Here is a 21867-nt window from a genome sequence, read left to right as displayed (position 1 = left end):
TGAAAAACATGAAAAGACTTTTCTTACTAATAAGCCTTTTAGTTTTGTCAAAATTCTCAGCTCAGACCTGGGCTACTGAAGATCAATACATCCAGAAATTTGCGCAATATGCAGTGGAAGAAATGGAGAAGTATAAAATTCCTGCTTCTATCACACTTGCTCAGGGACTTCTTGAGACAGGAGGTGGACAGAGCAGATTGGCTCAGGAAGGGAAAAATCATTTTGGGATAAAATGTAAAGAAGATTGGACAGGTAAAACCATGAAGCATACCGATGATGCCCCTAATGAATGCTTCAGAGTATATGATGATCCTAGGCAATCTTATGAAGATCATTCTATATTTTTATCAACAAGAAAATACTATACTAATCTTTTCAACCTGGATATGAAGGATTACAGAGCGTGGGCATATGGTCTTAAAAAGGCTGGATATGCTACCAATCCTCGCTATGCGTCTATCCTTATTGGTAAAATTGAAAGATATAAATTATATGAATTTGATAATACGAATTCCAGAGAGGTTCTTTATGCAGTACTAAGCTTATACCCTGATTTGAAAGATGACAGAACTTTCATGGCACAATTAGAGCCTTCAAAGGTTACGAAGAAAGATCCGGTTACGGTGAGTGTTCCTTACAAGCAGACTTCTTATGCTCAGCAACAGAAGAGGGTAGAGAGAATTAAAACGAAAGCTGAAATTCTTAATTCCATTTTAATAAAAAGTCATCCGAATGATGGTTTAAAATATATTGTAATCCCTGAAGATACGGATGTAAAATACATTGCCAATAAATTCAAAGTAAGCGAAAGCCGATTGATCAAATGGAATGAACTGGAAGGAACTACTTTAAAGAAGAATGAAATTGTGTTTCTCGAATCCAAAAACTCTACGGGAAATACCGCTGTTTATAAAGCAGAATCAGGTGAAGATATGCATGATATTGCCCAGAAATTCGGAATCAAATTACACAAGCTGTATGCAAAAAACAGAATGGATGAGGGGCAGCAACCTTCTACAGGGCAGCTGATCTATCTGATTGATAAAAAACCTAGAAATTAATAAAATTTAAAATATAAAATAATGATGCGCCTTTTGGCGCATTTATTAAAGTGATATGAAGTACCAAAGAAGTTCAGCTTTATTTGACGAAGCTTACAAATACATTCCGGGTGGGGTAAATTCTCCGGTTAGAGCATTCAAATCTGTGGGAGGTGTCCCTGTTTTTATGAAATCTGCAAAAGGGGCTTATCTTACCGATGTGGATGATAATACCTATATTGATTACATTAATTCTTGGGGCCCGGCTATTTTAGGACATACCCATCCTGAAGTTTTGGAAGAATTAAAAATCCAGGCAGAAAAAGGATTTTCTTTTGGGGCTCCAACGGAACTGGAAACAGAAATTGCAAAGTTCATCGTAGAGCATGTTCCGAATATCGATCAGATCAGAATGGTTTCCTCAGGAACTGAAGCTTGTATGAGTGCTGTAAGGTTGGCAAGAGGTTTTACCGGAAGAGATAAGATCATCAAGTTTGAGGGATGTTATCATGGACATTCGGATTCATTTCTGATCAAAGCGGGAAGTGGTGCTGCAACTTTTGGAAATCCAAATTCACCGGGTGTAACATCAGGAACAGCAAAAGATACTCTTTTAGCAAGATATAATGATTTCGAACAGGTAGAAGATTTATTCCGTCATAATCAGGGAGAAATTGCAGCCATAATTATTGAACCGGTTGCCGGAAATATGGGTTGTGTTTTACCGGAAAATAATTTCTTACAAAACTTAAGAAAGATCTGTGATGAAAATGGAACTTTATTAATTTTTGATGAGGTAATGACTGGTTTCAGATTAGCTTTTGGCGGTGCCCAAGAATTGTACAATGTAAAAGCAGATTTGGTTACTTATGGAAAGGTGATCGGAGGAGGTCTTCCGGTAGGTGCGTTTGCAGGAAGAAATGAAATTATGGATCATCTGGCTCCAAAAGGAGGAGTCTATCAGGCTGGAACATTAAGTGGTAATCCCCTGGCAATGAGAGCGGGCTTAAAAACGCTTCAATTGATTAAAAACGATCAGAACTTCTTTGAGAGAATTAATAAAACAACAGAAACTTTAGATTTTGAAATCGGAAAGATCTTAAATGAAAAAGGGATTGCCCATAAGATCAATAGAAAAGGTTCTATGATGTCTGTTTTCTTCCATATCAACAGAGTATCGAACTTTGATGAGGCACAGGAAGCGAATCACTCTTTATTCAATAACTTCTTCCACCAGATGTTAACTAATGGAATCTACCTTCCACCAAGTGGTTATGAAACTTATTTTATAAGTGATGCGATAAAAGATAAGGAAATTGATATGACACTGGAAGCAATAAGAAAATTTGAATATTCATAAGAACATTCATAATTAAAATATAATAAGGGCAGGATGACTAAATCCTGCCTTTTTTTATTTTAAAACAAAAAGATGTTTCATTTTAGTGTCTTTTCAAATAAATCATACAGGTACTGTTATAAACGATACTCATTGTTTGATGATGTTCTTTTTAATTTTGTAATAAATAGATTGGACATGAACACTTCAAATAATATATCCCGAAAAGACTTCATCAAAAATTCTGCACTGGCAATGGCTGGACTCACACTGGCTTCAGGAAACCTTGGTGCTACCGGTTTGTTTGCTAAGAATGAAGTTCTTAAGGGGAAAGGAAAACTTACCCTTAAAAACGTACGTCTGGAAACTGGTTTTCAATATGAGGAAGGGGAAGTGGTTTCAACCAAAACGGACCTATTTTGCATTGAAATAGAAAATGGAAAAGTAACCAAAGTGAGTTCGAATCAGCCTAATGCTAAAGCGATCGATGCAAAAGGATTTTTAATGCTTCCTGCATTTAAAGATATGCATATCCATCTGGATAAAACTTTTTATGGAGATCGGTGGCAAGCTGTAAGAAAAAGAACTGGCGGAATAAAAGGAATGATTTCTTTGGAACAGAAAATACTTCCGGAGATGTTGAAAAATTCTACGATGAAAGCAGAAAAGATGATTGAACTGCTACAGTCTAAAGGAACTTCTTTTGCCCGGAGTCATGTGAATATAGAACCTACTTCAAAACTGGATTCTTTAAAGAACCTTCAAAGAGCACTGGAGCATAAAAAGCAATCTTTTGGTGCTGAGTTGGTTGCTTTTCCTCAGCATGGTGTCTTTTATACGGATTCTGTACCTTATCTAAAAGAGGCAGCAGCTATGGATATTGATTTTATTGGTGGAGTAGACCCTTATACAATTGATGGGGCTATTGAAAAGACAATTGATTTTACAGTTCAGCTCGCTTTAGATCATCAGAAAGGGATAGATATTCATTTGCATGAATCCGGAGAATCCGGTTTGAAAACAGTAGAATACCTGATCGATAAGGTGAATGAAAATCCTTCTCTTAAGGGAAAGACTTATTTAAGTCATTGTTTTATATTAGGAAAGTTAGATAAACCAAAACAAGAAGAGGTTGCTGAGAAATTAGCCGGAGCTCAAATAGGAATTATCTCTACAATTCCTTTTGGAAGCCTTATTATGCCTATTCCGACTTTATATAAACATAACGTAACTGTTCTAACCGGTAACGACAGTATTGTTGATCACTGGAATACTTTTGGGACGGGGAGTGTTTTGCAGAAGGCTAATCTAATGGCGCAGCTGTATGGTTATTCTACAGAGTTTTTTCTGTCGAGAAGCCTGAAATTAGCAACAGGAAATGTTCTTCCTTTAGATGATAAAGGAAATCAGCAGTGGCCCAAAATAGGGGATGATGCCAATCTGGTGTTTCTTGACGCCAGTTGCTCCGCAGAAGCTGTTTCAAGAATTTCTAAAGTGGAATCATTGATTCATCAGGGAAATATTGTTTTTTAGTAAAGTCTGCCACTCTCACAAAATTTACTTATTTTAGGAAGTAAATTAAGAGTAGGATGAATCATCAGTCAGATTATTTTCCCATTTTAGGTATCCAGGAATTTAGCGAAGATCAATCGAAGGGTTGTAATCTGTTATTCAATGAGCTCCATGGGGAAAGATCTATTGATGAACCTCACAAACATGATTTTTTTATTATCAATCTTTTTGAAGAGGGAAGAGGATCACACACAATAGATTTTGTAGAATATAAGATTGAAAATAAACAGGTACATCTGGTTTTTCCCGGACAGGTTCATCAATGGGTGATCGGGAAAGAAACGATTGGATATCAGCTGATGATCAGCCGTGAGTGGTTTGAAAGTTTTCTTCCCATATTGAGGTTCTCTGCTTCTTATTATCAGAATCACCCTGTAATTAATATTTCAGCAGCAATGTATGAATTGCTTTTATATGAATTTAAAGCCATCCAGAATATTTTACGCGAAAAGGATATATTTTGGGAATTGATACAAAAGAGAGCTGAGGTAATTGGCTTGCTTATCAGTGAATCGGTGGAAGGTACTTTTAATGATTTTGAGATTTTTAATTCTAATCCTATTATCTCGAAGTTCATATCCCTTATCGATATCTATTTTAAAGAAGAGCGCTCTGTTTCTTTTTATGCTGAAAAGCTGAACATTTCTGCTAACTATTTAAATATTGTCTGTAAGAAAAAGCTAAATACATCAGCTTCTTCACTGATTCAGGATCGCATTTTGCTTGAAGCGAAACGTCTTTTGAAGGTTTCTGAAATGTCAGTAAAAGACATCGTTTATGAGCTTGGGTTTTATGATCACGCCAGTTTTTCCAAATTTTTCAAAGCCCAGACAGGCATGACTCCTTCCCAATTTAAGGAGTAATAATTAATACAAAGCATGATATGATTGATACACCAGTTTTATAGAAGACATATTTACCTTTGTAGTATTAAAATCAGGAATATGCAATCAGAATATCAACCTATTGCCGTAGGGAATTATATATTGAAAAATGTCCGCCTGGAAACCGGTTTTGAGTATGATGACAAAGAGGTTATAAGAACAAAAACGGATTTGTTCTGCGTGGAAATTGAGGAAGGAAAAATAAAAGCCATCAAACCGAATGATACCCAATCAAAAGGGATTGATGTAAAGGGGAAATTAATGCTCCCTGCATTCAGAGATATGCATGTTCATTTAGATAAAACCCTATACGGCTTGCCATGGCAGGCTCTTTCTCCTAAAAGAAAAACGGTGAAAGATATGATCGCTTACGAACAGCAGATTATTCCTGAGCTTTTAAAAACCTCAGTTGAAAGAGCAGAGCAATTGATCTCACTACTGCAAAACTATGGGGCCACTTATGCAAGGACCCATTTTAATGTGGATCCTACTTCCGGATTAAGATCACTAGAAAATTTAGAAAAGGCCTTACAAAATAAAAAAGATTCCTTTAAAGCCGAACTGGTTGCCTTTCCACAGCATGGATTGTATTATACCGAGTCTGCTTCTATTATGAAAGAAGCCGCAGCATTGGAGAGTGTGGATTTTATTGGAGGTTTAGATCCTTACAGCATTGATGGGAATATTGAAAAAGTACTTGATTTAACCGTTCAGCTGGCCCTGGACCATCAAAAGGGAATTGATATTCATTTGCATGAGGTTGGTGAATCAGGAATGAAGACGATTAATTATTTAATTGATAAAGTTACAGAAAACCCAATACTTCAGGGGAAAACTTTTGTAAGCCATGCTTTTGCTTTAGGGCATTTATCATTAAAAGAAACCAATGAAATTGCCGAGAAATTAGCTGCTGCTAAAGTGGGAATAGCTTCTTCAGTTCCTTTCAGGGGGACAATTATGCCTATTCCTACACTTAAAAAATATGGAGTGAATGTTTTGATCGGAAACGATAATGTACAGGATTACTGGAGTACTTTCGGATCGGGAAATATGTTACAGAAAGCCAATTTAATTGCTGAACTGTACGGATATGAAACCGAATTTGAACTCTCAAGGGTTTTAGCATTTGCTACACAGGATATTCTTCCACTAGATGAAAATGGGAACCAGCAATGGCCAAAAACAGGCGATGCAGCTCATGCTGTTTTCGTAGATGCAAGCTGTTCTGCGGAGTCTGTAGCAAGAATGTCTGCAATAGCTGGATTAATGACCAAAGATCACCTGGGCTGGAAAGAATCCTAATAGAGTTTTTTTAATACTTGTTTTTGTAAATGAACACCATTGTAAATTAATTTATAATGGTGTTTTTGCTTTTATTTTAAATAAAATTTGGTTAATATAATTTTAATATTAATTTTACATAATAATATATGTTTATTATTTAAGAATAAAATAAATTCGCATAGTTATTTGCTGAGCACCGATGCATCGGGCAATATCAACTACCATCACACAAATATTTTTACGAAAAACTGTTTTTTTATTTTCCCAAAATTGTAACCAATAGTGGGAAAGCTAATAAATTATTGAATATTATGAACTATTTAGAAGTAGATTACAAGCAAATTCTTTTCTTTTATGCTTTTTTGAGACAGGTGGATTTGTCGCTGGATAGAAGTAGATGGACTTCTTTAAAGGAACTTCATGACTATTACCAGGACAGGATTTCCCCTGAGCAGATGATGAGCTATTTGAAGATAAGACTTAATATTCCTGATGGGAATTTTAACGACCTAACTGCACAAGTTGAGAACAAGAAAGACGGTAAGAGTAAATTTAAACTTTTTGCTAAAAAAGCAGTTCTTTCTGAAGAAGAATTGATCAGTTTTCATCACCTCTTAGAGTTGTTTGATGGATGTCTTAAATCTGGTAAAGAACAATATACTATAGAGACCGAAGGCCTTAGAGTAGATATTGCAAAGTTTTATTCATTGCTATTGGAACCAAAAATTGCCAAAAGTGATTTAAAAAAGGTGATCTCCATAGAACATTACGGACAAAACAGATTGCTGAAGACCAAGGAACTGAAAGATGTGGTTCCAAAAGACTTCCTTACGACCTGATTTGCTTACTAACTCACGAAACTAAAAAACTATGACCAAACTATACTAATTAAACATGTTAAGATTACATCTTAGTAATACTCTGAAAACTGTAATAAAATAAAAAAGGTATTGAATGATTATTCAGTACCTTTTGTTTTATATGGATCTTGATATTTTTAGATAATCAAAAGCCATCAGAAAATTATTTCTGATGGCTTTTTTCAATTTGATATGAGAAACTAATTACTTAATTATTGTAATCCAGCTAAAAGGTTAACACCATCTACAGTAGCCCAAGCTCCTGGCACTAAAGATACCTTTGTAACGGTTGTTGAATTGGTGAAAGTTTTTCCACCGTTTGGAGTGTAAGCATATCCCCAAATTCCAGCATTATCAGAATTTAAGTAAGTAAGAGGCTCTACTTTTACTTTACCTGTATTTACCTGGCTAGTTTCTGTTGCTGCATCTTGGATAAGAACAGAATAAGCTTTTTGGTTTCCAATGTTTTTATAACCACTGATATAAACGTTGGAGAAAATTCCTGTTCCATGTTTTTTAAACTGAATAGCAGAAATTTCAGGAGAGTTTGCAGATTCTGGATTTGTATTTGCAGCTCTGATTAATGTAATGTTTGAAACTTTAGGAGCAACATTATCTATATTGCTTGACGCTTCTATTTCCATTCCAAAATTTCCTGTTCCTGTTTGGAAGGCATACCAATTTGTATTGTTTTGCCCACTCCAAGCATCTTGCCAGTCAAATGAGTCATCATAATTACCATAAGAAACAATATTCTTAGCACTTACAGTTCCCCCGAAAAATTCATACCCGTCATCTGTTCCTTTATAAGAGACAAGATTTTCTAATGTGGTTCCTGCTCCTACAGAATAAAAAGTCATCGAGTTAGTCTCAGATGTACCATCACCGATTTTTTTACCTGCATATTCAACACGAACAAATTTCATAGTACCGGAGTTGTCATTGGCATCAGTTCCACCATAATAAACATTATTTCCATCTTCAGAAAGAGCCTGAGTATTTCCGTTTACGGCTTTGATTGGTGCTTTTCCGTAAAGGGTAATTCCACCCCAATCTCCAGGAGTTTTAGTAGAAGTTGTAAATACAATTGGATCAGAAGCAGTACCTACAGCATTAATCTTACCATCTTGAAGAACAACTAAACCACTTGTCTTAGTGGTAACTACATTGAAAGTAGCTCCAGCTTCAATTGTGATAGTAGCGTTATTAGTTATTTTAACGATTCCGTCTAAAGTATAATTTCCTTTTTTAATTAAAAGATCCTTTGTAATAGTTCCTGCTAAAGTTCCACTTCCGCTTAATACACTTTCAGTAGTTCCAGGAGTTGTAACTGTATTTCCTTCTCCTAAACCATCATTTACATCGATAGTACATGAGTTTAAGGCTATTGTTAACACCGCAGTTAACGTTAATAATGATAAAACTCTTTTTTTCATTTTTATACTTATTTTATATTCTTCTTTATTAATTAATTTGTTTAAAATGTGTAACCTACAGTGAAGTTGAAGGTAACACCTCTGTAATAGTCTGTAAGGACATTGCTTCCATCTTCAACTTTTAGAGGCAAATAACTCTTATCTTCTCCCAGCAAGATTCTGTATTTACTGTCAAGAATGTTTTGAACAGCAAACTTTACATTCCAGTTCTTTGTTAATTGTCCTTGATAAACAAAGTCTACCTGATGGAAAGGTTTCTCATAATAATTATCTGTACCTGTTCCTCCAGTTGCATAGATTTTACTTCCTGAAACATTATATACCAGCGAGAATGTTTGAGCCAGGTTATTACGGTTCTTTATTTCGTATTTTAAATCAGCGTTGATTGTATAAGGAGCAGCACCTTGTAAACCTCTTTTGTGTAAAGTTTCTCCTGTGTTTTCAAACCAAACTGGTCGCTCCATATTCAATTGTTCTTGGCTTCTCTCAACATTGGAATGCATAATAGTAGCATTGGCACCTAAGGTGAAATTTCTAAGAGATTCTGAAATTCTGTTTAAACTTAAAATTCCTTCTAATTCTATTCCGTACAATTCAGCCTTTTTTGCATTAAAGAATGTAATTGTAGAACCTGTTGCATCTGCTGATGCCGTAAGAGAACGTTCAATTGCATTATCAATTCTTTTTGCAAATAGGTTTACTGCAAACATCTCTTTTGTAGTAGGATAATATTCCCATTTTAAATCAACATTATAGTTTTCACTATTTTGAATATTTTGATTTCCTACAATATTTACGTTATCAGGACTGATATATTTAATAGGCATCGTCTCAATAAGAATAGGACGTGTAACAGTTTTACTAAAAGCAAATCTTAAATTGTTTTTGCTGTTAAGAGCTTTTTTGATCGCCAGTGAGGGTAGGAAAAAGTCCTTATTTTTATCAAGGTTATTCTTTTTAGATGCACCTTGATCGGAATAACGGATCAGAGTCATATCATTTTCATACCTAGCACCTAATAATATATCCCAAGAGTCAGTAGGTTTGAAATTAACGTTAGCATAACCTCCGTTAATGATTTGGTAAAAACTCGAATAGAATTGAGAAATATCAGAACCTTCCTGATAGAATAAATCTCCATTTCTTATTGATGCATCAAATGTATTTTGTGGTGTATCAACGTTAACTATGAATGGTGCTAAAGAAGCATTGGAAGTACGACCAAATAAGAATCTGTAAGAAGTTTTTCTGAAATCGGAGAATCCGTTATAACCTAAAGCAATCTGTATTGGGTAATCTTTTTTATCACCTTTTTCACCTAACGATAACTGATATTCTGCAAATGCAGAACCATAAAATCTAGAATCAACATCCAAATATTGGCGAATAAGGTTGTTTCCTCCATAACGCATCTGGATCATATTTTCAGGAAGAATAGCTCCAGTGTTTGGATCTGTACGGTTACCATCAATAATTTTTCTATCCGGTTGGCTATAATTGTTAATTACATAACTTGCCCCCGCTTTTACTTGATGTCTGTCAGTGATTTTTTGTGAAGCCGTTAATTGTAAATCCAAAAATCTTGAAACATCCAACTGATTGGTTCTAAAGAATCCAGATTTTTTATTTTGAACTAAATTGTCTTTGTATCCAAAATTATCTTCGATAATGTTATTGGTATTTTGTAGATAAAATGCATTTAAATTAACAACAGTTCCCTTGTTTTTATATCCAAGACCTAGCAATGCTGAAGATTCTGTTTCGTAATTGTATTGTTTACGATTAAGAAAGTTCATATTATCAATGAAAGAATCTTTACCTTGTGATCTAAACTGGTTATTGGCACCTTCTTTATATTCAAATTTAGTTCCCTGGTTTAATGAGAATAAAATTCCTAAATTTCCGGACCCCATTTTTACCTTCTGCGCAGTGGTGAAACCAATACTGGTATTTGGCAAAGATTTTACATTGTCTACGTTCCAGGAGTCTTTAAAAGAATTTAAAGATTCGTTAGCGGAAAATCTGTAGTTGTTTGGTCTTGAATTTCTTATTTCATTAGGAAGCTTTCTGTCTCTTGAATTTAAACCTAAGTATCCATTCATTCCATCTGCACCCTCAGCTACCTTAAAGTCATTTCTAAAAGTACTCAAAGTATTAACTCCAACACTAAATTCAATTTTTGAAAAAGGCTTGTCAATCGTTAAAGTTTCGATATCAAAAGTAGCTCCTGCGAAATCTCCGTAAAGGTTAGAGTTAAATGTTTTGTAGATATTTAATTTACCTACAACATCGGTTGGGAATTGCTTTAGAGCAATGATTTTTTGGAAAGGGTTGTTGGAAGGAGAACCAAGACCATTTATTAGCAGGTAATTGTATCTTTCTTCCAGTCCTCTTACGAAAAGTCCTCTTCCTTCAACTGTGGTAATCCCAGTTACTTTTGTAAGACCTTGTTCTACATTGGAGATCCCTTTTCTTGAGATTTCCTCAGCACTTACAGCTTGCTTCTGGATAATCGCTTTTTTCTGTTCTCCTAATACAGCAGTTTCAGTTTTTTTATTGCTACTTCCCTGGATGATAACACCTTCGATTTTTTTTTCTTTCTTGATGGTATCCTGCCTGGTATCTTGAGCATAAAATGCAGTCGATGAGGCGGTTAAAAAGATAACCGCTATACTAACTTTTGTAAAATTCATTTTATTTTTACTATATTCTTTCGCTGCAAAGGAATAAAAGTTTATCGGGGTATATGGTTTAGTTAAATTTAATTTTTTCTTAACTAAACATTAACAAAACAATATTATTGTTAACTTTATATGAACGATGATTGATTTGTTAATCTGTCGTACAAAAATTATTAACTTTGACGCGTAAAAATTGAAAATGAACCAAAAGAAAATACTCTTAATAGACGATGAACTGGATATTTTAGAGATTCTGTCTTACAACTTGGAAAAGGAAGGCTACGATATTTATACTGCTACCAATGGTAACGAAGGAATAGAAAAAGCCAAAGAAATAATTCCCGATCTGATTTTACTAGACGTAATGATGCCGGAAAAGGATGGTATTGAAACTTGCCAGGAACTTCGTAAAGTGAAAGAACTTCAGAAATCATTGATTGTTTTTCTTTCTGCAAGAAGTGAAGAGTTTTCTCAACTAGCAGGTTTTCAGGCTGGAGCCAATGATTACATTGTAAAGCTGATCAAACCGAAAATCCTTATTTCTAAAGTAAATGCTTTGTTGCAATTAACTTCTCAGGTATCTGATAATGCCAAATTAATTGAAATTGGAGACCTAATTATTGACAAAGATAATTTTAGAGTTTCTAAAAGCGGGCAACAGTTCTTACTTCCTAAAAAAGAATTCGATTTACTTTATCTTTTAGCATCCAATACCGAAAAAGTTTTCAAAAGAGAAGAGATTCTTGAGAAAGTTTGGGGGAATGATGTTATTGTTGGTGAAAGAACAATTGACGTTCACATCAGAAGATTAAGAGAGAAATTAGGAATCAATACGATTCAGACTTTAAAGGGAATAGGCTATAAATTGATCGTTTAACAAACGAAATAGCCTATCTTTACTTTTTAACCCATAAAATTTGTAAAATTGAAATTTTACAGGCTTACTCTTGTCGCCTCATGTCTTATTACATTGGTGATGTTCTTGTTGGTAATCATTTTTGATTCACTGAAAGATATTTATTATAAAACTCCTTTTTTCAAAATAGGACTTATCATTTGTCTGGTTGTTATATTCATTGTTAATTACCTGGTTCTTGAACTGTTGTTCAACTATTATGGTAAGAAACAGGTTCGTGGGCTTTCACAGATATTACCCCAGGAAATCGTGAACAATAACGATGAAAATATTACCATTAAAGAATTAGGGGAGAGGTTTTCAGATCTTAACCAGCAGAAAGTTTCAGAAATCGATATGATGAAAGAAATGGAAAGCTATCGTAAAGAATACATTGGAAATGTTTCCCACGAGCTTAAAACACCATTATTTTCCATCCAGGGATATGTAGAGACCTTAAGGGATGGAGGTGTGGATAATCTGACGATCAGGGACAAATATCTGGAAAGAATAGATATCTCTGTTGAAAGGCTAATTGCTATTGTTACAGATCTGGATATGATTAACAGACTTGAGGCGGGTGAGATCAACCTCACTGTTTCAAAATTTGATGTTAATCTTTTAATAAAAGAAATTTTTGATTTGCTTGATCTTGAAGCAGAAAAACACAATACCACTTTACAGATACAAACACTGCATCCCCAGATTTTTGTTGAAGCTGACAAACAGAAGATGTCTCAGGTTTTTATCAATCTTATTTCCAATGCGATTCATTATGCGAACAGACAGGAAGCAAAAGTGATCGTTAAAACAAGTGTTCTGAAGAATAAGGTTTTAATTGAGGTAATTGATAATGGGATGGGAATAAAATCTGAGATCTTACCAAGGATCTTTGAACGGTTTTATCGTGTAGAAACCAGCAGAAGTCGTAGGGAAGGCGGTTCCGGACTAGGTTTAGCCATTGTAAAACATATTCTGGAGGCTCACAAACAAAATATTACCGTAGAAAGTGTGTATCTTGAAGGCACAAAATTTAGTTTTATGCTTGAAAAAAGTAAATAGTCTGGGCAAAATGTAAGGAAAAAAAATATTTTAAAAAATCATGAAATATTTTTTTGTGACATGTCATTTATTATATATTTGCAACAGAAATTTATCATAATAAATAAAGGCAAAAAGTAATTTAAAGACTGATATGGTTTACAAAATCCGCGTAATATTAGATGCGAAAGAAGATATTTTCCGTGATATCGAAGTGAAGGGAAAACAGACACTATGGAATTTACATCTGGGAATTAAGAGTGCGTTCAGCTTGCAGGGAGATGAGCTTTCAACTTTTAATTTACTGGAAGAAGATGGTACGATAGTAAAAAGTGTTCCATTAGAAGATATGAGTGATGATGGTGATGGTGAAATTATGTCAGATGTATATATTGATGAAGCTTTTGCAAGTAGTGGAGATAAAGCTCAGTTTCAGTATGGACTTCTGGATCTTTGGGAATTCTTCTGTGAGCTTGTAGAAGTAATCGAAGAAACAAAAGGAGTTAATTATCCAATTACCGTATACAGATTTGGAAATGTTCCATTAAAAGCTCCTAGTAAAAGTGGAAACGGAGGTGGATCTAAAAAGAAATCAGCAATGCCTCTGATGGATGATGAGTTCAACTTTGATGATGATTTCGGAGGTGGAGATAATTTCTCTGATGAAGATGATAGCTTTGATGATGAGGAAGAAGAAGACTACAATGATGATGTTTTTGATGAAGAGGAGGAAAATGATGATGAAAGATAATTGGTAACACAATGTATAATATACCGCCCTGGATCAATATCCGGGGCTTTTTATTTATGATACTACGCAAAAAGGAGAATGTATGAAAAGGCGAAAGTGCTAAAAATCAAATTCGCCTTTTCGCTTTTTACTCCTATATTTTACATTGACTACTTTTTTACAATTTCGCAATTTCGCAATTTTACGATTTCACGATTTTGCCTTTTCGCCTTTTTGCAATTTCGCCTTTTCGCTCTTAAACATAAAAACAATCCTTACTTTTGTTAAAACGAGGATTAGTGAAAAAAATAATTTTATTGACAATTATTGGCTTAGGAATTGTTTCCTGTGCTATACAAAATACAAATAATAGAATGGATTTACCTAAAGACTGGAAGCACTCGACAAATATTTATGAGGTCAATATAAGGCAATATACGCAGGAAGGAACTTTTAAAGCATTTGAAAAAGAGATGCCCCGTCTAAAGTCAATGGGGGTTAAAGTACTTTGGTTGATGCCCATTACTCCAATTGCTCAGCAAAATAAAAAAGGAAGTTTGGGAAGTCCATATGCTGCTGCTGATTATACATCCATTAATCCTGAATTTGGGACCATGGATGATTTTAAACATATGGTGAATGAAGCTCACCGGTTGGGTTTCAAAGTCATCATTGACTGGGTCGCAAATCATACGGGCTGGGATCATGTGTGGACAAAAACGCATCCTGAATTTTATTTAAAAGATCCTGATGGGAAATTTCATATTGCTTCAGGAATGGATGATATTATTGAACTGGATTATAAAAACCAGGAAATGCGCCAAGCAATGATCGATGCCATGAAGTTCTGGATTAAAGAAACTAATATAGACGGTTTCAGATGTGATCTGGCTTCGTGGGTAGAAGTAGATTTCTGGCAGCAGGCACGCCCTGCAGTGGAAACGATAAAACCACTTTTCTGGTTAGGGGAGTTTGATGAATTGGAAAGTCCTGAATACGGAAAGGTTTTTGATGCGAGCTATTCGTGGAAGTGGATGCATACCTCTGACGATTATTACCAAAAGAATCTTCCATTGCAGGATTTGAAAGATCTGCTCATAAAATATTCTAATATCGGAGATGCTTCAATGAGAGCATGGTTTACAAGCAATCATGATGAAAATTCCTGGAATGGAACAGAATATGAAAAGTATGGGGTGATCGCTAAACCTATGGCCGTTTTTTCAGCAACCTGGAATGGTATTCCGCTATTGTACTCGGGCCAGGAACTGCCTAATATGAAGCGATTGGAATTTTTCGAAAAAGATGTTATCGCATGGACTCATAATTTCCAGATGGCAGATTTTTATAAAACCTTATTGGAACTGAAATCTTCAAATCTTGCCTTACGGGGAGGAGATCCAAATGTGACGACCTATCTGTTGAATACAACAGCTAATGATAAAATTTTAGCTTATATCCGGAAAAATGGGAATGATGAAGTTTTGGTCGTTTTAAATATGTCTAACGAAGATGTTAGTTTCAGTATTCAGGATGACCATATATCCGGGATCTTTAGAGATGTGTTTGATGGAAATAAAAGGGACTTCAATACAGGTAAGGATTTTGATTTTAAAGTTTCTGATTACAAAGTATTTGAAAAATGAAGATCAAAGTCATTGAAATTCTGGCTTAAAATATAAAAATATTCTCTATATTTAAACCAATACAAGCGGGCCTTAGCCCGCTTTTTAAGTCAAACAAACATAGGTTGAGTTAATTAAAATGAACAAGGAAGAAATATTAAATATCATTAAAAGGAAACTTTCCGAGAGAATTCAAAAATTTGAAAACTTAATTGCTGAAACCCGGGCTGCAAATAATGAAACAAAAAGCTCAATGGGGGACAAATATGAAACCAGTCGTGAAATGGTTCAGCAGGAAATAAATAATCTTCAGAGGCAACTTAATGAAACTTTAAATCAACAGGCTTTTATTCAAAAGATAAGTACTGAGAAATCTTCCAAAGTGCAGAATGGTGCATTAGTGAAAACGGATAGAGGATGGTTTTATATTTCAGTATCTGTTGGAGAGATAACATTTGAAAATCAGAAGATAACAACTGTTTCTGCCGAATCTCCGCTGGTAAAAGCAATGTTTGGCAAGAAAATGGCAGAGACGTTTGAGATTAATAAGATACATCAAACGATCGAAAACATTTGTTAAATTATGAAATTAAAATATTTTCTCTGCGGCCTGCTTCTTCTCATTGTAAATTCCTTAATATCGGCTCAGATAAGAGCTAATGTTTCAAGCAAATCCTATGACTTAAAGTCTGTTGATATTACAATAGGAGATATGATCATTACAATTGACGATGATGGATCAATTGCCGGATTCAATTCCATTTCAAATGGGAATATTGATTATTATGATGACCAGTATATGGATCGGGACAAACTAGGTAAGATTAAAAAAATAGGAAACTATCAGGTTGATTATTTTGACCGTTTTGACATGGATAACAATGGTAAAGTAAAAAGTATAGGAGATATCACTATAGCATACTGGGATCGTTTTGATAAAGAAAAAGAGGGGAAAGTAAAAAAAATAGGAAATCTGTCTGTTGACTATTGGGATAAGGATATCATCGATAATAGTAAGTTTGGAAAATTAAAGGTGATTGGAAATATTTCAATAGACTACGGAGGCAAAGAAATCATAGATCAGAGTAAATACGAAAAATTGGTGAAATTTGGAAATGTTACTTTAGACTATTGGAGCGATACTATCATGGACAAAAGGAAATTTGGAAAGATAAAATCCATAGAAGGAAATTCTCAGGATGTGGCAGTTGTTATAAGATAATTGATCTATAAAATTCTTTAAAATAAATCATTGTTTTTACAGAAAGTCTTGTTCAAGAAGAGCAAATAAAAATAACGTTAAACAACTGTGAAATTATTTTTACAGTTGTTTTTTTATTAACTTTGAAGTCTGTTATAATTTACTAAAAAGCACAATAATTAAACTTTCACAATGCAAAATTACTTAGACCTTTTACAGCATATCCTTGATAATGGAACCGACAAAACGGATAGAACAGGAACGGGAACAAGAAGTGTTTTCGGATATCAGCTGAGGTATGACTTATCAAAAGGTTTTCCTTTGGTAACGACCAAAAAAGTGCATTTGAAATCTATAATTTATGAATTGCTTTGGTTTCTAAAAGGAGATACGAATGTTCAGTACTTAAATGATCATGGTGTAAGTATTTGGGATGAATGGGCGAATGAAAATGGCGACTTAGGTCCGGTTTATGGTGCACAATGGAGAAGCTGGAACGGAGCTGATAATAAAGTAGTGGATCAGATTTCTGAAGTAATCGATCAGATCAAAAAAAATCCCGATTCCAGAAGACTGATTGTTTCTGCATGGAACGTAGCCGAAATTCCAAATATGGCTTTAGCCCCTTGTCATGCTTTGTTTCAATTTTATGTTGCAGATGGGAAATTATCTCTGCAACTGTATCAGAGAAGTGCTGATGTGTTCCTTGGTGTTCCTTTTAATATTGCAAGCTATGCATTACTGCTAATGATGGTAGCTCAGGTTTGTGACCTGGAAGTAGGAGATTATGTTCACAGCTTTGGAGATGTTCATATTTACAATAATCATTTCGAACAGGTTAACAGACAATTATCCAGAGATCCGAAACCTCTTTCGGTAATGAAACTAAATCCTGAAATCAAAGATATTTTCAATTTCAATTTTGAAGATTTTACATTGGAAAATTATGATCCACATCCGGGCATCAAAGCGCCTGTGGCGATTTAATTTCATATTTCCAAAGTTGCTGCACATGTAACAAATCTTATTATTTCATGACCTATTAATGAAATCTCATTAGTATGTTCAAAAAGATATTTTTTTGTGTTTCCATCGGAGCTTTCAATTTTGGTTTTGGTCAGAATATAGATAGAGAAAAACTGGACAATTACTTTAAAACTTTGGACAAGGAGCATAAAGTAATGGGTAGTTTTGCTATAGCGGATCATGGAAAAGTAATCTATTCGAATGCCATTGGATTTTCTGATGTAGAAAGTAAGAGAAAAGCTGATTTCAATACAGTGTACAGAATAGGTTCGATAACCAAAACTTTCACTGCAGTTTTGATCATGAAAGCTGTGGAAGAGAAAAAAGTAACACTGGATACCAACCTAAGTCAATTTTTCCCTCAAATAAAGAACGCTGAAAAAATCAAAATAGAATATCTTTTAAATCATAGAAGTGGAATTCATAATTTCACTGATGATGATTTGTATGCGACATATTATCAACAAGCTGTTTCAGAGGAAAAGCTTATCGATATTATTCAAAAAGCGGGTTCTGATTTTGAGCCGGGGACTAAATTCAGTTACAGTAATTCAAATTATTCTTTATTGGGGATTATTTTGGAGAAAGTATACAAAAAGCGTTACGCCCAAATCATCGAAGGATACATTGCTAAGCCATTACAGTTAAAATACACCAAAGTAGGAGGAAAGATAGATCCTTCAAAAAATGAGGCAAACTCATACACTTATGAAAATGGGAATTATATAAAAAGTCCGGAGACAGATATGTCTGTTCCCATAGGTGCAGGAAACCTGGTTTCTACCCCTTCCGAGTTGGTTATTTTTATGAATGGCCTGACTTCCGGGAAACTGATATCAAAAGAAAGTCTTGAAAAAATGCGTACATTTAAAGATCACTATGGCTTTGGATTGGGGGAAGTTCCTTTTATGGGGAAGATGGGTTTTGGACATAACGGAGGAATAGACCGCTTTAGCTCAATACTATATTATTTCCCTGATGGAGAAAAGACTTTTGCGATGATTAGCAATCAAAGTAATTTTGACAATAATAATATTTCGATCACCGCTTTGAGTGCTGCATATGGGAAAGATTTTGAGATTCCCAACCTTGCAGTCATCACTCTTTCTGAAAGTGAACTTCAGCAGTTTACAGGAACGTATGCTACAACAAAAATGCCCATGAAAATTGATGTTTTTGTTAAAGATAAAGTATTAATGGCTCAAGCAACTGGTCAGGGTGCTTTTCCTTTAGAGGCAACTTCTAAAACAAGTTTTAAATTTGATACAGCGGGAATTGTTATTAACTTTAATCCTGCAAAAAAAGAACTTGTTCTTTCACAAGGTGGTAATACGATCTTATTTACAAAAGAATAACAAGATGAAATATTTAAAAATAAATACCGATCAAAAAGCAGATCTCGAACTTTTACAAAATGCCATCCTTCAATTGAAGGGAGTCAGTTCCGTTGAGATCATAGATGAAGAAAATCCGGAAAGCGAACTGAAGAAAGCCTTTGCAAAAACTAAAGAACAGCTTAAAAAAGGTGATTATGAGACATTAGTCAATGATATTTTCGACATACTAACTAAAAATAATTCTAAATAATAAATTAAATAAGGATGAAAAAGGCCATTTTATCGATTGCAGTACTAGCGATTTTCTTTTCTGCAAAGGTATCCGCACAAACTGAAACTTCTGGTAGAGAAAAAGTATACAGAGCCACACATACAAAAGTAACTGAATTAAAACATACCAAGCTTAAAGTAAATTTTGATTACGAAAAAGAGCAGATGGGAGGAGAAGAATGGCTTACAGCTTCACCTTATTTCTATCCTACCAATCAATTGGTCCTTGATGCTAAAAGCATGTTGATCCATGAAGTAGCTCTAGATAATAATGGTAAAAAATCTCCTTTAAAATATGAGTATAAGGATGATGTCTTAACGATTAATCTTGATAAAACATATCAGAAGGATCAGGATTACACCGTGTACATCAAATATACTTCCCGCCCTAATGAGGTTAAACAGGAAGGCAGTGCAGCAATTAACGATGCAAAAGGTTTGTATTTCATTAATGCTCAGGGAAAGGATCCTGATAAACCAACTCAGATCTGGACGCAGGGAGAAACTGAATCTTCTTCTGCCTGGTTCCCAACGATTGATAAACCGAATCAAAAAACTACTCAGGAAATTTATATGACCGTTCCTGATAAATATGTTACACTTTCCAATGGTGTTTTAAAAGACTCCAAGAAAGAATCAAATGGGCAGAGAACCGATCATTGGGTGATGGAGAAAAGACATTCTACCTATCTTTTCTTTATGGGTGTGGGTGATTATGCTATCGTAAAAGATAAATGGAAAAATATTCCGGTAGATTACTATATCGAAAAAGAATATGAACCTTATGCAAAGCAAATTTACGGAAACACCCCGGAAATGATTGATTTCTTCTCAAAGAAGCTGGGATATGATTATCCGTGGGTAAAGTATTCACAGATCTCAGGACGTGATTATGTAAGCGGAGCTATGGAAAATACAACGGCAACACTTCATGGAAGCGATATTCTTCAAAAACCCGGACAGCTAATCGATGAGAACAAATGGGAAGATACCATTGCTCACGAGTTGTTCCACCAGTGGTTTGGAGATTTGGTGACTGCGGAAAGCTGGAGCAATCTTACTGTTAATGAGTCGTTTGCTAATTATTCCGAATATTTATGGAATGAATATAAATATGGGAAAGATCAGGCAGACTACCATCAGATGAGTGATGTGAATATGTACATCCATAATCCTGCAGATTTTAATAAAAATCTTGTACGATTCAATTATGATTCCCGTGAGGATGTTTTTGATCTGGTAACTTACCAGAAAGGAGGTGGAATCCTTCATATGTTAAGAAACTATTTGGGAGATGATGCGTTCTTTGCAGGAATGAATGATTATTTGAAAACCAATGAATATAAAAATGGGGAAGCCCATCAGCTGAGACTCTCTTTTGAAAAAGTTTCAGGAAAAGACTTGAACTGGTTCTTTAATCAATGGTATTTTGGAAGTGGAAACCCAAAACTGAATTATTCCTATACTTTTGAACCCGTTAAGAAACAAGTTACTTTGGTGATCAATCAAAGCCAGGAACAGCCATTCCAGTTTCCATTGGCAATAGATGTTTATGATAATGGAAAACCAAAAAGATATAACGTATGGGTAAATGCTGAAGCGAAAAATACGTTTAATTTTGATGTTTCAAAGAATCCGGATTTAGTGAATATCAATGCTGACGGAATATTGGTTTCTGAAATTACGGAAACAAAAACTCCTGAACAGAACTTTATGCAGTTCACGAACTCTAAAGAATTTAAGAGCAGATATACAGCATTGAAAGCAATTAAAGATCAGGTTGGTAAAAATCCTACTGCCACTAAATTGTTATCTGCTGCCTTAAAAGATCCTTATTTCAGAGTGCGAATGAAGGCATTAGAATTAATGGATCTGTCGAATCCCGAGCAAGCAAAAGCTTTGGCTGCTGATGTAGAAAAACTGACAACCAGTGATCCTAAAACATTAGTTCAGGGTGCTGCGGTTGCTGCATTAGCAAAAGCAAAGGATAAAAAATATCTTCCTGTTTTTGAAAAAGGAGTTAATGCTGTTTCGAACTCGGTAAGAGGAAACTCTTTATCAGCAATTCTTAGTGTTGATCCTTCTAAGGCGAATACTTTAGCAGATAAAATTGACTTGAAAGGTGCTTCTGAGGATCTGTTGGCACAATTGTTACCTATTGTAGTCAAAAACAAGATCTCTTCTCAAATGGCGAATATTGCTCCAATTGCCGCATTTTATCCATTCATTAAATTCCAAAATCCTGAATTGGGTAAATCTGCAGAAGAAGGCTTCAATTGGATCATGACTTCAGATAATTTAAAAGCTACCGAAAGTATTACTAAATTATTAGGACAGGCTAAAGGTCAGGTTGCTCAGAATCCTCAGGCGAAGATGATGATCTCACAAATGTTGAAAGATGGTCTTGGCAAAAAAATGGAATTACTGAAGCAAAACCCACAAAATGCAGCAAGCATCAATAAGCAAATAGATGCCTTAAATAAAAGTATTGAAGATTATAAATAAAATAATCATCATATTTAAACAAAAAGCACTTCCATTGAGGAAGTGCTTTTTTCTTTTTCTGAATTATTGGGAGGAATTTTTAAAAAGTAAGTAATAATAAGGGCTTTAAACGCTTACTTTTTTTTAAATTCGTATTAAATT

Annotated in this window: 18 protein-coding genes; 16 read left to right on the top strand and 2 right to left on the bottom strand. The window is 34.6% G+C overall.

Features of this window, described 5'->3' with window-relative positions; all coding sequences use genetic code 11:
• Positions 1-8 precede the first annotated feature (8 nt).
• The 6 genes from CEY12_RS08855 to CEY12_RS08830 all read left to right on the top strand — a co-directional run bounded on the left by CEY12_RS08855 (position 9) and on the right by CEY12_RS08830 (position 6958).
• Positions 9-1061, top strand: coding sequence for a glucosaminidase domain-containing protein (locus tag CEY12_RS08855; protein ID WP_089027350.1), 1053 nt, complete (start codon positions 9-11; stop codon positions 1059-1061).
• Positions 1062-1116: 55 nt separating this feature from the next.
• Positions 1117-2400 carry a glutamate-1-semialdehyde 2,1-aminomutase gene (gene hemL, locus CEY12_RS08850; RefSeq protein WP_089027349.1) on the top strand — a complete coding sequence of 428 codons (1284 nt, stop codon included), beginning with the start codon at positions 1117-1119 and terminating at the stop codon, positions 2398-2400.
• 177 nt (positions 2401-2577) lie between these two features.
• Entirely contained in the window at positions 2578-3912 is a 1335-nt protein-coding gene (locus CEY12_RS08845) for an amidohydrolase (protein ID WP_089027348.1), read from the top strand.
• A gap of 56 nt (positions 3913-3968) precedes the next feature.
• Positions 3969-4814 (top strand): helix-turn-helix domain-containing protein, encoded by an 846-nt coding sequence (locus CEY12_RS08840; protein WP_089027347.1) that lies wholly within the window; start codon positions 3969-3971, stop codon positions 4812-4814.
• A gap of 81 nt (positions 4815-4895) precedes the next feature.
• The gene (locus CEY12_RS08835) at positions 4896-6137 is read left to right on the top strand and encodes an amidohydrolase (RefSeq protein WP_089027346.1); all 1242 of its coding nucleotides are present in this window, start codon (positions 4896-4898) and stop codon (positions 6135-6137) included.
• 293 nt (positions 6138-6430) lie between these two features.
• Positions 6431-6958, top strand: a complete 528-nt coding sequence (locus CEY12_RS08830; RefSeq protein WP_089027345.1) for a hypothetical protein — start codon at positions 6431-6433, stop codon at positions 6956-6958.
• A 233-nt stretch (positions 6959-7191) separates the two neighbouring features.
• Here the strand turns inward: CEY12_RS08830 and CEY12_RS08825 are convergent, their stop codons facing one another.
• The gene (locus CEY12_RS08825) at positions 7192-8415 is read right to left on the bottom strand and encodes a hypothetical protein (protein WP_089027344.1); all 1224 of its coding nucleotides are present in this window, start codon (positions 8413-8415) and stop codon (positions 7192-7194) included.
• 41 nt (positions 8416-8456) lie between these two features.
• Positions 8457-11108 (bottom strand): TonB-dependent receptor plug domain-containing protein, encoded by a 2652-nt coding sequence (locus CEY12_RS08820; protein ID WP_089027343.1) that lies wholly within the window; start codon positions 11106-11108, stop codon positions 8457-8459.
• A gap of 187 nt (positions 11109-11295) precedes the next feature.
• Between CEY12_RS08820 and CEY12_RS08815 the strand changes: the two genes are divergently transcribed.
• The 10 genes from CEY12_RS08815 to CEY12_RS08770 all read left to right on the top strand — a co-directional run bounded on the left by CEY12_RS08815 (position 11296) and on the right by CEY12_RS08770 (position 21726).
• Positions 11296-11973 carry a response regulator gene (locus tag CEY12_RS08815; RefSeq protein ID WP_034686154.1) on the top strand — a complete coding sequence of 226 codons (678 nt, stop codon included), beginning with the start codon at positions 11296-11298 and terminating at the stop codon, positions 11971-11973.
• 48 nt (positions 11974-12021) lie between these two features.
• Entirely contained in the window at positions 12022-13053 is a 1032-nt protein-coding gene (locus CEY12_RS08810; protein WP_089027342.1) for a sensor histidine kinase, read from the top strand.
• Between the two features lie 133 nt (positions 13054-13186).
• Positions 13187-13783 carry an IS1096 element passenger TnpR family protein gene (locus tag CEY12_RS08805; RefSeq protein ID WP_089027341.1) on the top strand — a complete coding sequence of 199 codons (597 nt, stop codon included), beginning with the start codon at positions 13187-13189 and terminating at the stop codon, positions 13781-13783.
• Between the two features lie 278 nt (positions 13784-14061).
• Positions 14062-15408, top strand: a complete 1347-nt coding sequence (locus CEY12_RS08800) for an alpha-amylase family glycosyl hydrolase (RefSeq protein WP_172821023.1) — start codon at positions 14062-14064, stop codon at positions 15406-15408.
• A 118-nt stretch (positions 15409-15526) separates the two neighbouring features.
• Positions 15527-15967, top strand: a complete 441-nt coding sequence (locus tag CEY12_RS08795; protein ID WP_089027340.1) for a hypothetical protein — start codon at positions 15527-15529, stop codon at positions 15965-15967.
• Between the two features lie 3 nt (positions 15968-15970).
• Complete coding sequence (locus CEY12_RS08790) at positions 15971-16609, top strand: hypothetical protein (RefSeq protein ID WP_089027339.1); 639 nt, start codon at positions 15971-15973, stop codon at positions 16607-16609.
• Between the two features lie 171 nt (positions 16610-16780).
• Entirely contained in the window at positions 16781-17575 is a 795-nt protein-coding gene (locus CEY12_RS08785) for a thymidylate synthase (RefSeq protein WP_089027338.1), read from the top strand.
• 74 nt (positions 17576-17649) lie between these two features.
• Entirely contained in the window at positions 17650-18969 is a 1320-nt protein-coding gene (locus CEY12_RS08780) for a serine hydrolase domain-containing protein (RefSeq protein WP_089027337.1), read from the top strand.
• A 4-nt stretch (positions 18970-18973) separates the two neighbouring features.
• The gene (locus CEY12_RS08775; RefSeq protein WP_089027336.1) at positions 18974-19201 is read left to right on the top strand and encodes a hypothetical protein; all 228 of its coding nucleotides are present in this window, start codon (positions 18974-18976) and stop codon (positions 19199-19201) included.
• A 14-nt stretch (positions 19202-19215) separates the two neighbouring features.
• Entirely contained in the window at positions 19216-21726 is a 2511-nt protein-coding gene (locus CEY12_RS08770) for a M1 family metallopeptidase (RefSeq protein ID WP_089027335.1), read from the top strand.
• Positions 21727-21867 lie beyond the last annotated feature (141 nt).

It is taken from the genome of Chryseobacterium sp. T16E-39, from assembly GCF_002216065.1.
GTDB lineage: Bacteria > Bacteroidota > Bacteroidia > Flavobacteriales > Weeksellaceae > Chryseobacterium.
This window is presented reverse-complemented; position numbering and strand designations above follow the sequence as displayed.

What these genes read in the sequence shown, in the direction of transcription:
- CEY12_RS08855 (WP_089027350.1), top strand. Translation starts at nt 9, where the DNA reads ATGAAAAGACTTTTCTTACTAATAAGCCTTTTAGTTTTGTCAAAATTC.
- hemL (WP_089027349.1), top strand. Translation starts at nt 1,117, where the DNA reads ATGAAGTACCAAAGAAGTTCAGCTTTATTTGACGAAGCTTACAAATAC.
- CEY12_RS08845 (WP_089027348.1), top strand. Translation starts at nt 2,578, where the DNA reads ATGAACACTTCAAATAATATATCCCGAAAAGACTTCATCAAAAATTCT.
- CEY12_RS08840 (WP_089027347.1), top strand. Translation starts at nt 3,969, where the DNA reads ATGAATCATCAGTCAGATTATTTTCCCATTTTAGGTATCCAGGAATTT.
- CEY12_RS08835 (WP_089027346.1), top strand. Translation starts at nt 4,896, where the DNA reads ATGCAATCAGAATATCAACCTATTGCCGTAGGGAATTATATATTGAAA.
- CEY12_RS08830 (WP_089027345.1), top strand. Translation starts at nt 6,431, where the DNA reads ATGAACTATTTAGAAGTAGATTACAAGCAAATTCTTTTCTTTTATGCT.
- CEY12_RS08825 (WP_089027344.1), bottom strand. Translation starts at nt 8,415, where the DNA reads ATGAAAAAAAGAGTTTTATCATTATTAACGTTAACTGCGGTGTTAACA.
- CEY12_RS08820 (WP_089027343.1), bottom strand. Translation starts at nt 11,108, where the DNA reads ATGAATTTTACAAAAGTTAGTATAGCGGTTATCTTTTTAACCGCCTCA.
- CEY12_RS08815 (WP_034686154.1), top strand. Translation starts at nt 11,296, where the DNA reads ATGAACCAAAAGAAAATACTCTTAATAGACGATGAACTGGATATTTTA.
- CEY12_RS08805 (WP_089027341.1), top strand. Translation starts at nt 13,187, where the DNA reads ATGGTTTACAAAATCCGCGTAATATTAGATGCGAAAGAAGATATTTTC.
- CEY12_RS08795 (WP_089027340.1), top strand. Translation starts at nt 15,527, where the DNA reads ATGAACAAGGAAGAAATATTAAATATCATTAAAAGGAAACTTTCCGAG.
- CEY12_RS08790 (WP_089027339.1), top strand. Translation starts at nt 15,971, where the DNA reads ATGAAATTAAAATATTTTCTCTGCGGCCTGCTTCTTCTCATTGTAAAT.
- CEY12_RS08785 (WP_089027338.1), top strand. Translation starts at nt 16,781, where the DNA reads ATGCAAAATTACTTAGACCTTTTACAGCATATCCTTGATAATGGAACC.
- CEY12_RS08780 (WP_089027337.1), top strand. Translation starts at nt 17,650, where the DNA reads ATGTTCAAAAAGATATTTTTTTGTGTTTCCATCGGAGCTTTCAATTTT.
- CEY12_RS08775 (WP_089027336.1), top strand. Translation starts at nt 18,974, where the DNA reads ATGAAATATTTAAAAATAAATACCGATCAAAAAGCAGATCTCGAACTT.
- CEY12_RS08770 (WP_089027335.1), top strand. Translation starts at nt 19,216, where the DNA reads ATGAAAAAGGCCATTTTATCGATTGCAGTACTAGCGATTTTCTTTTCT.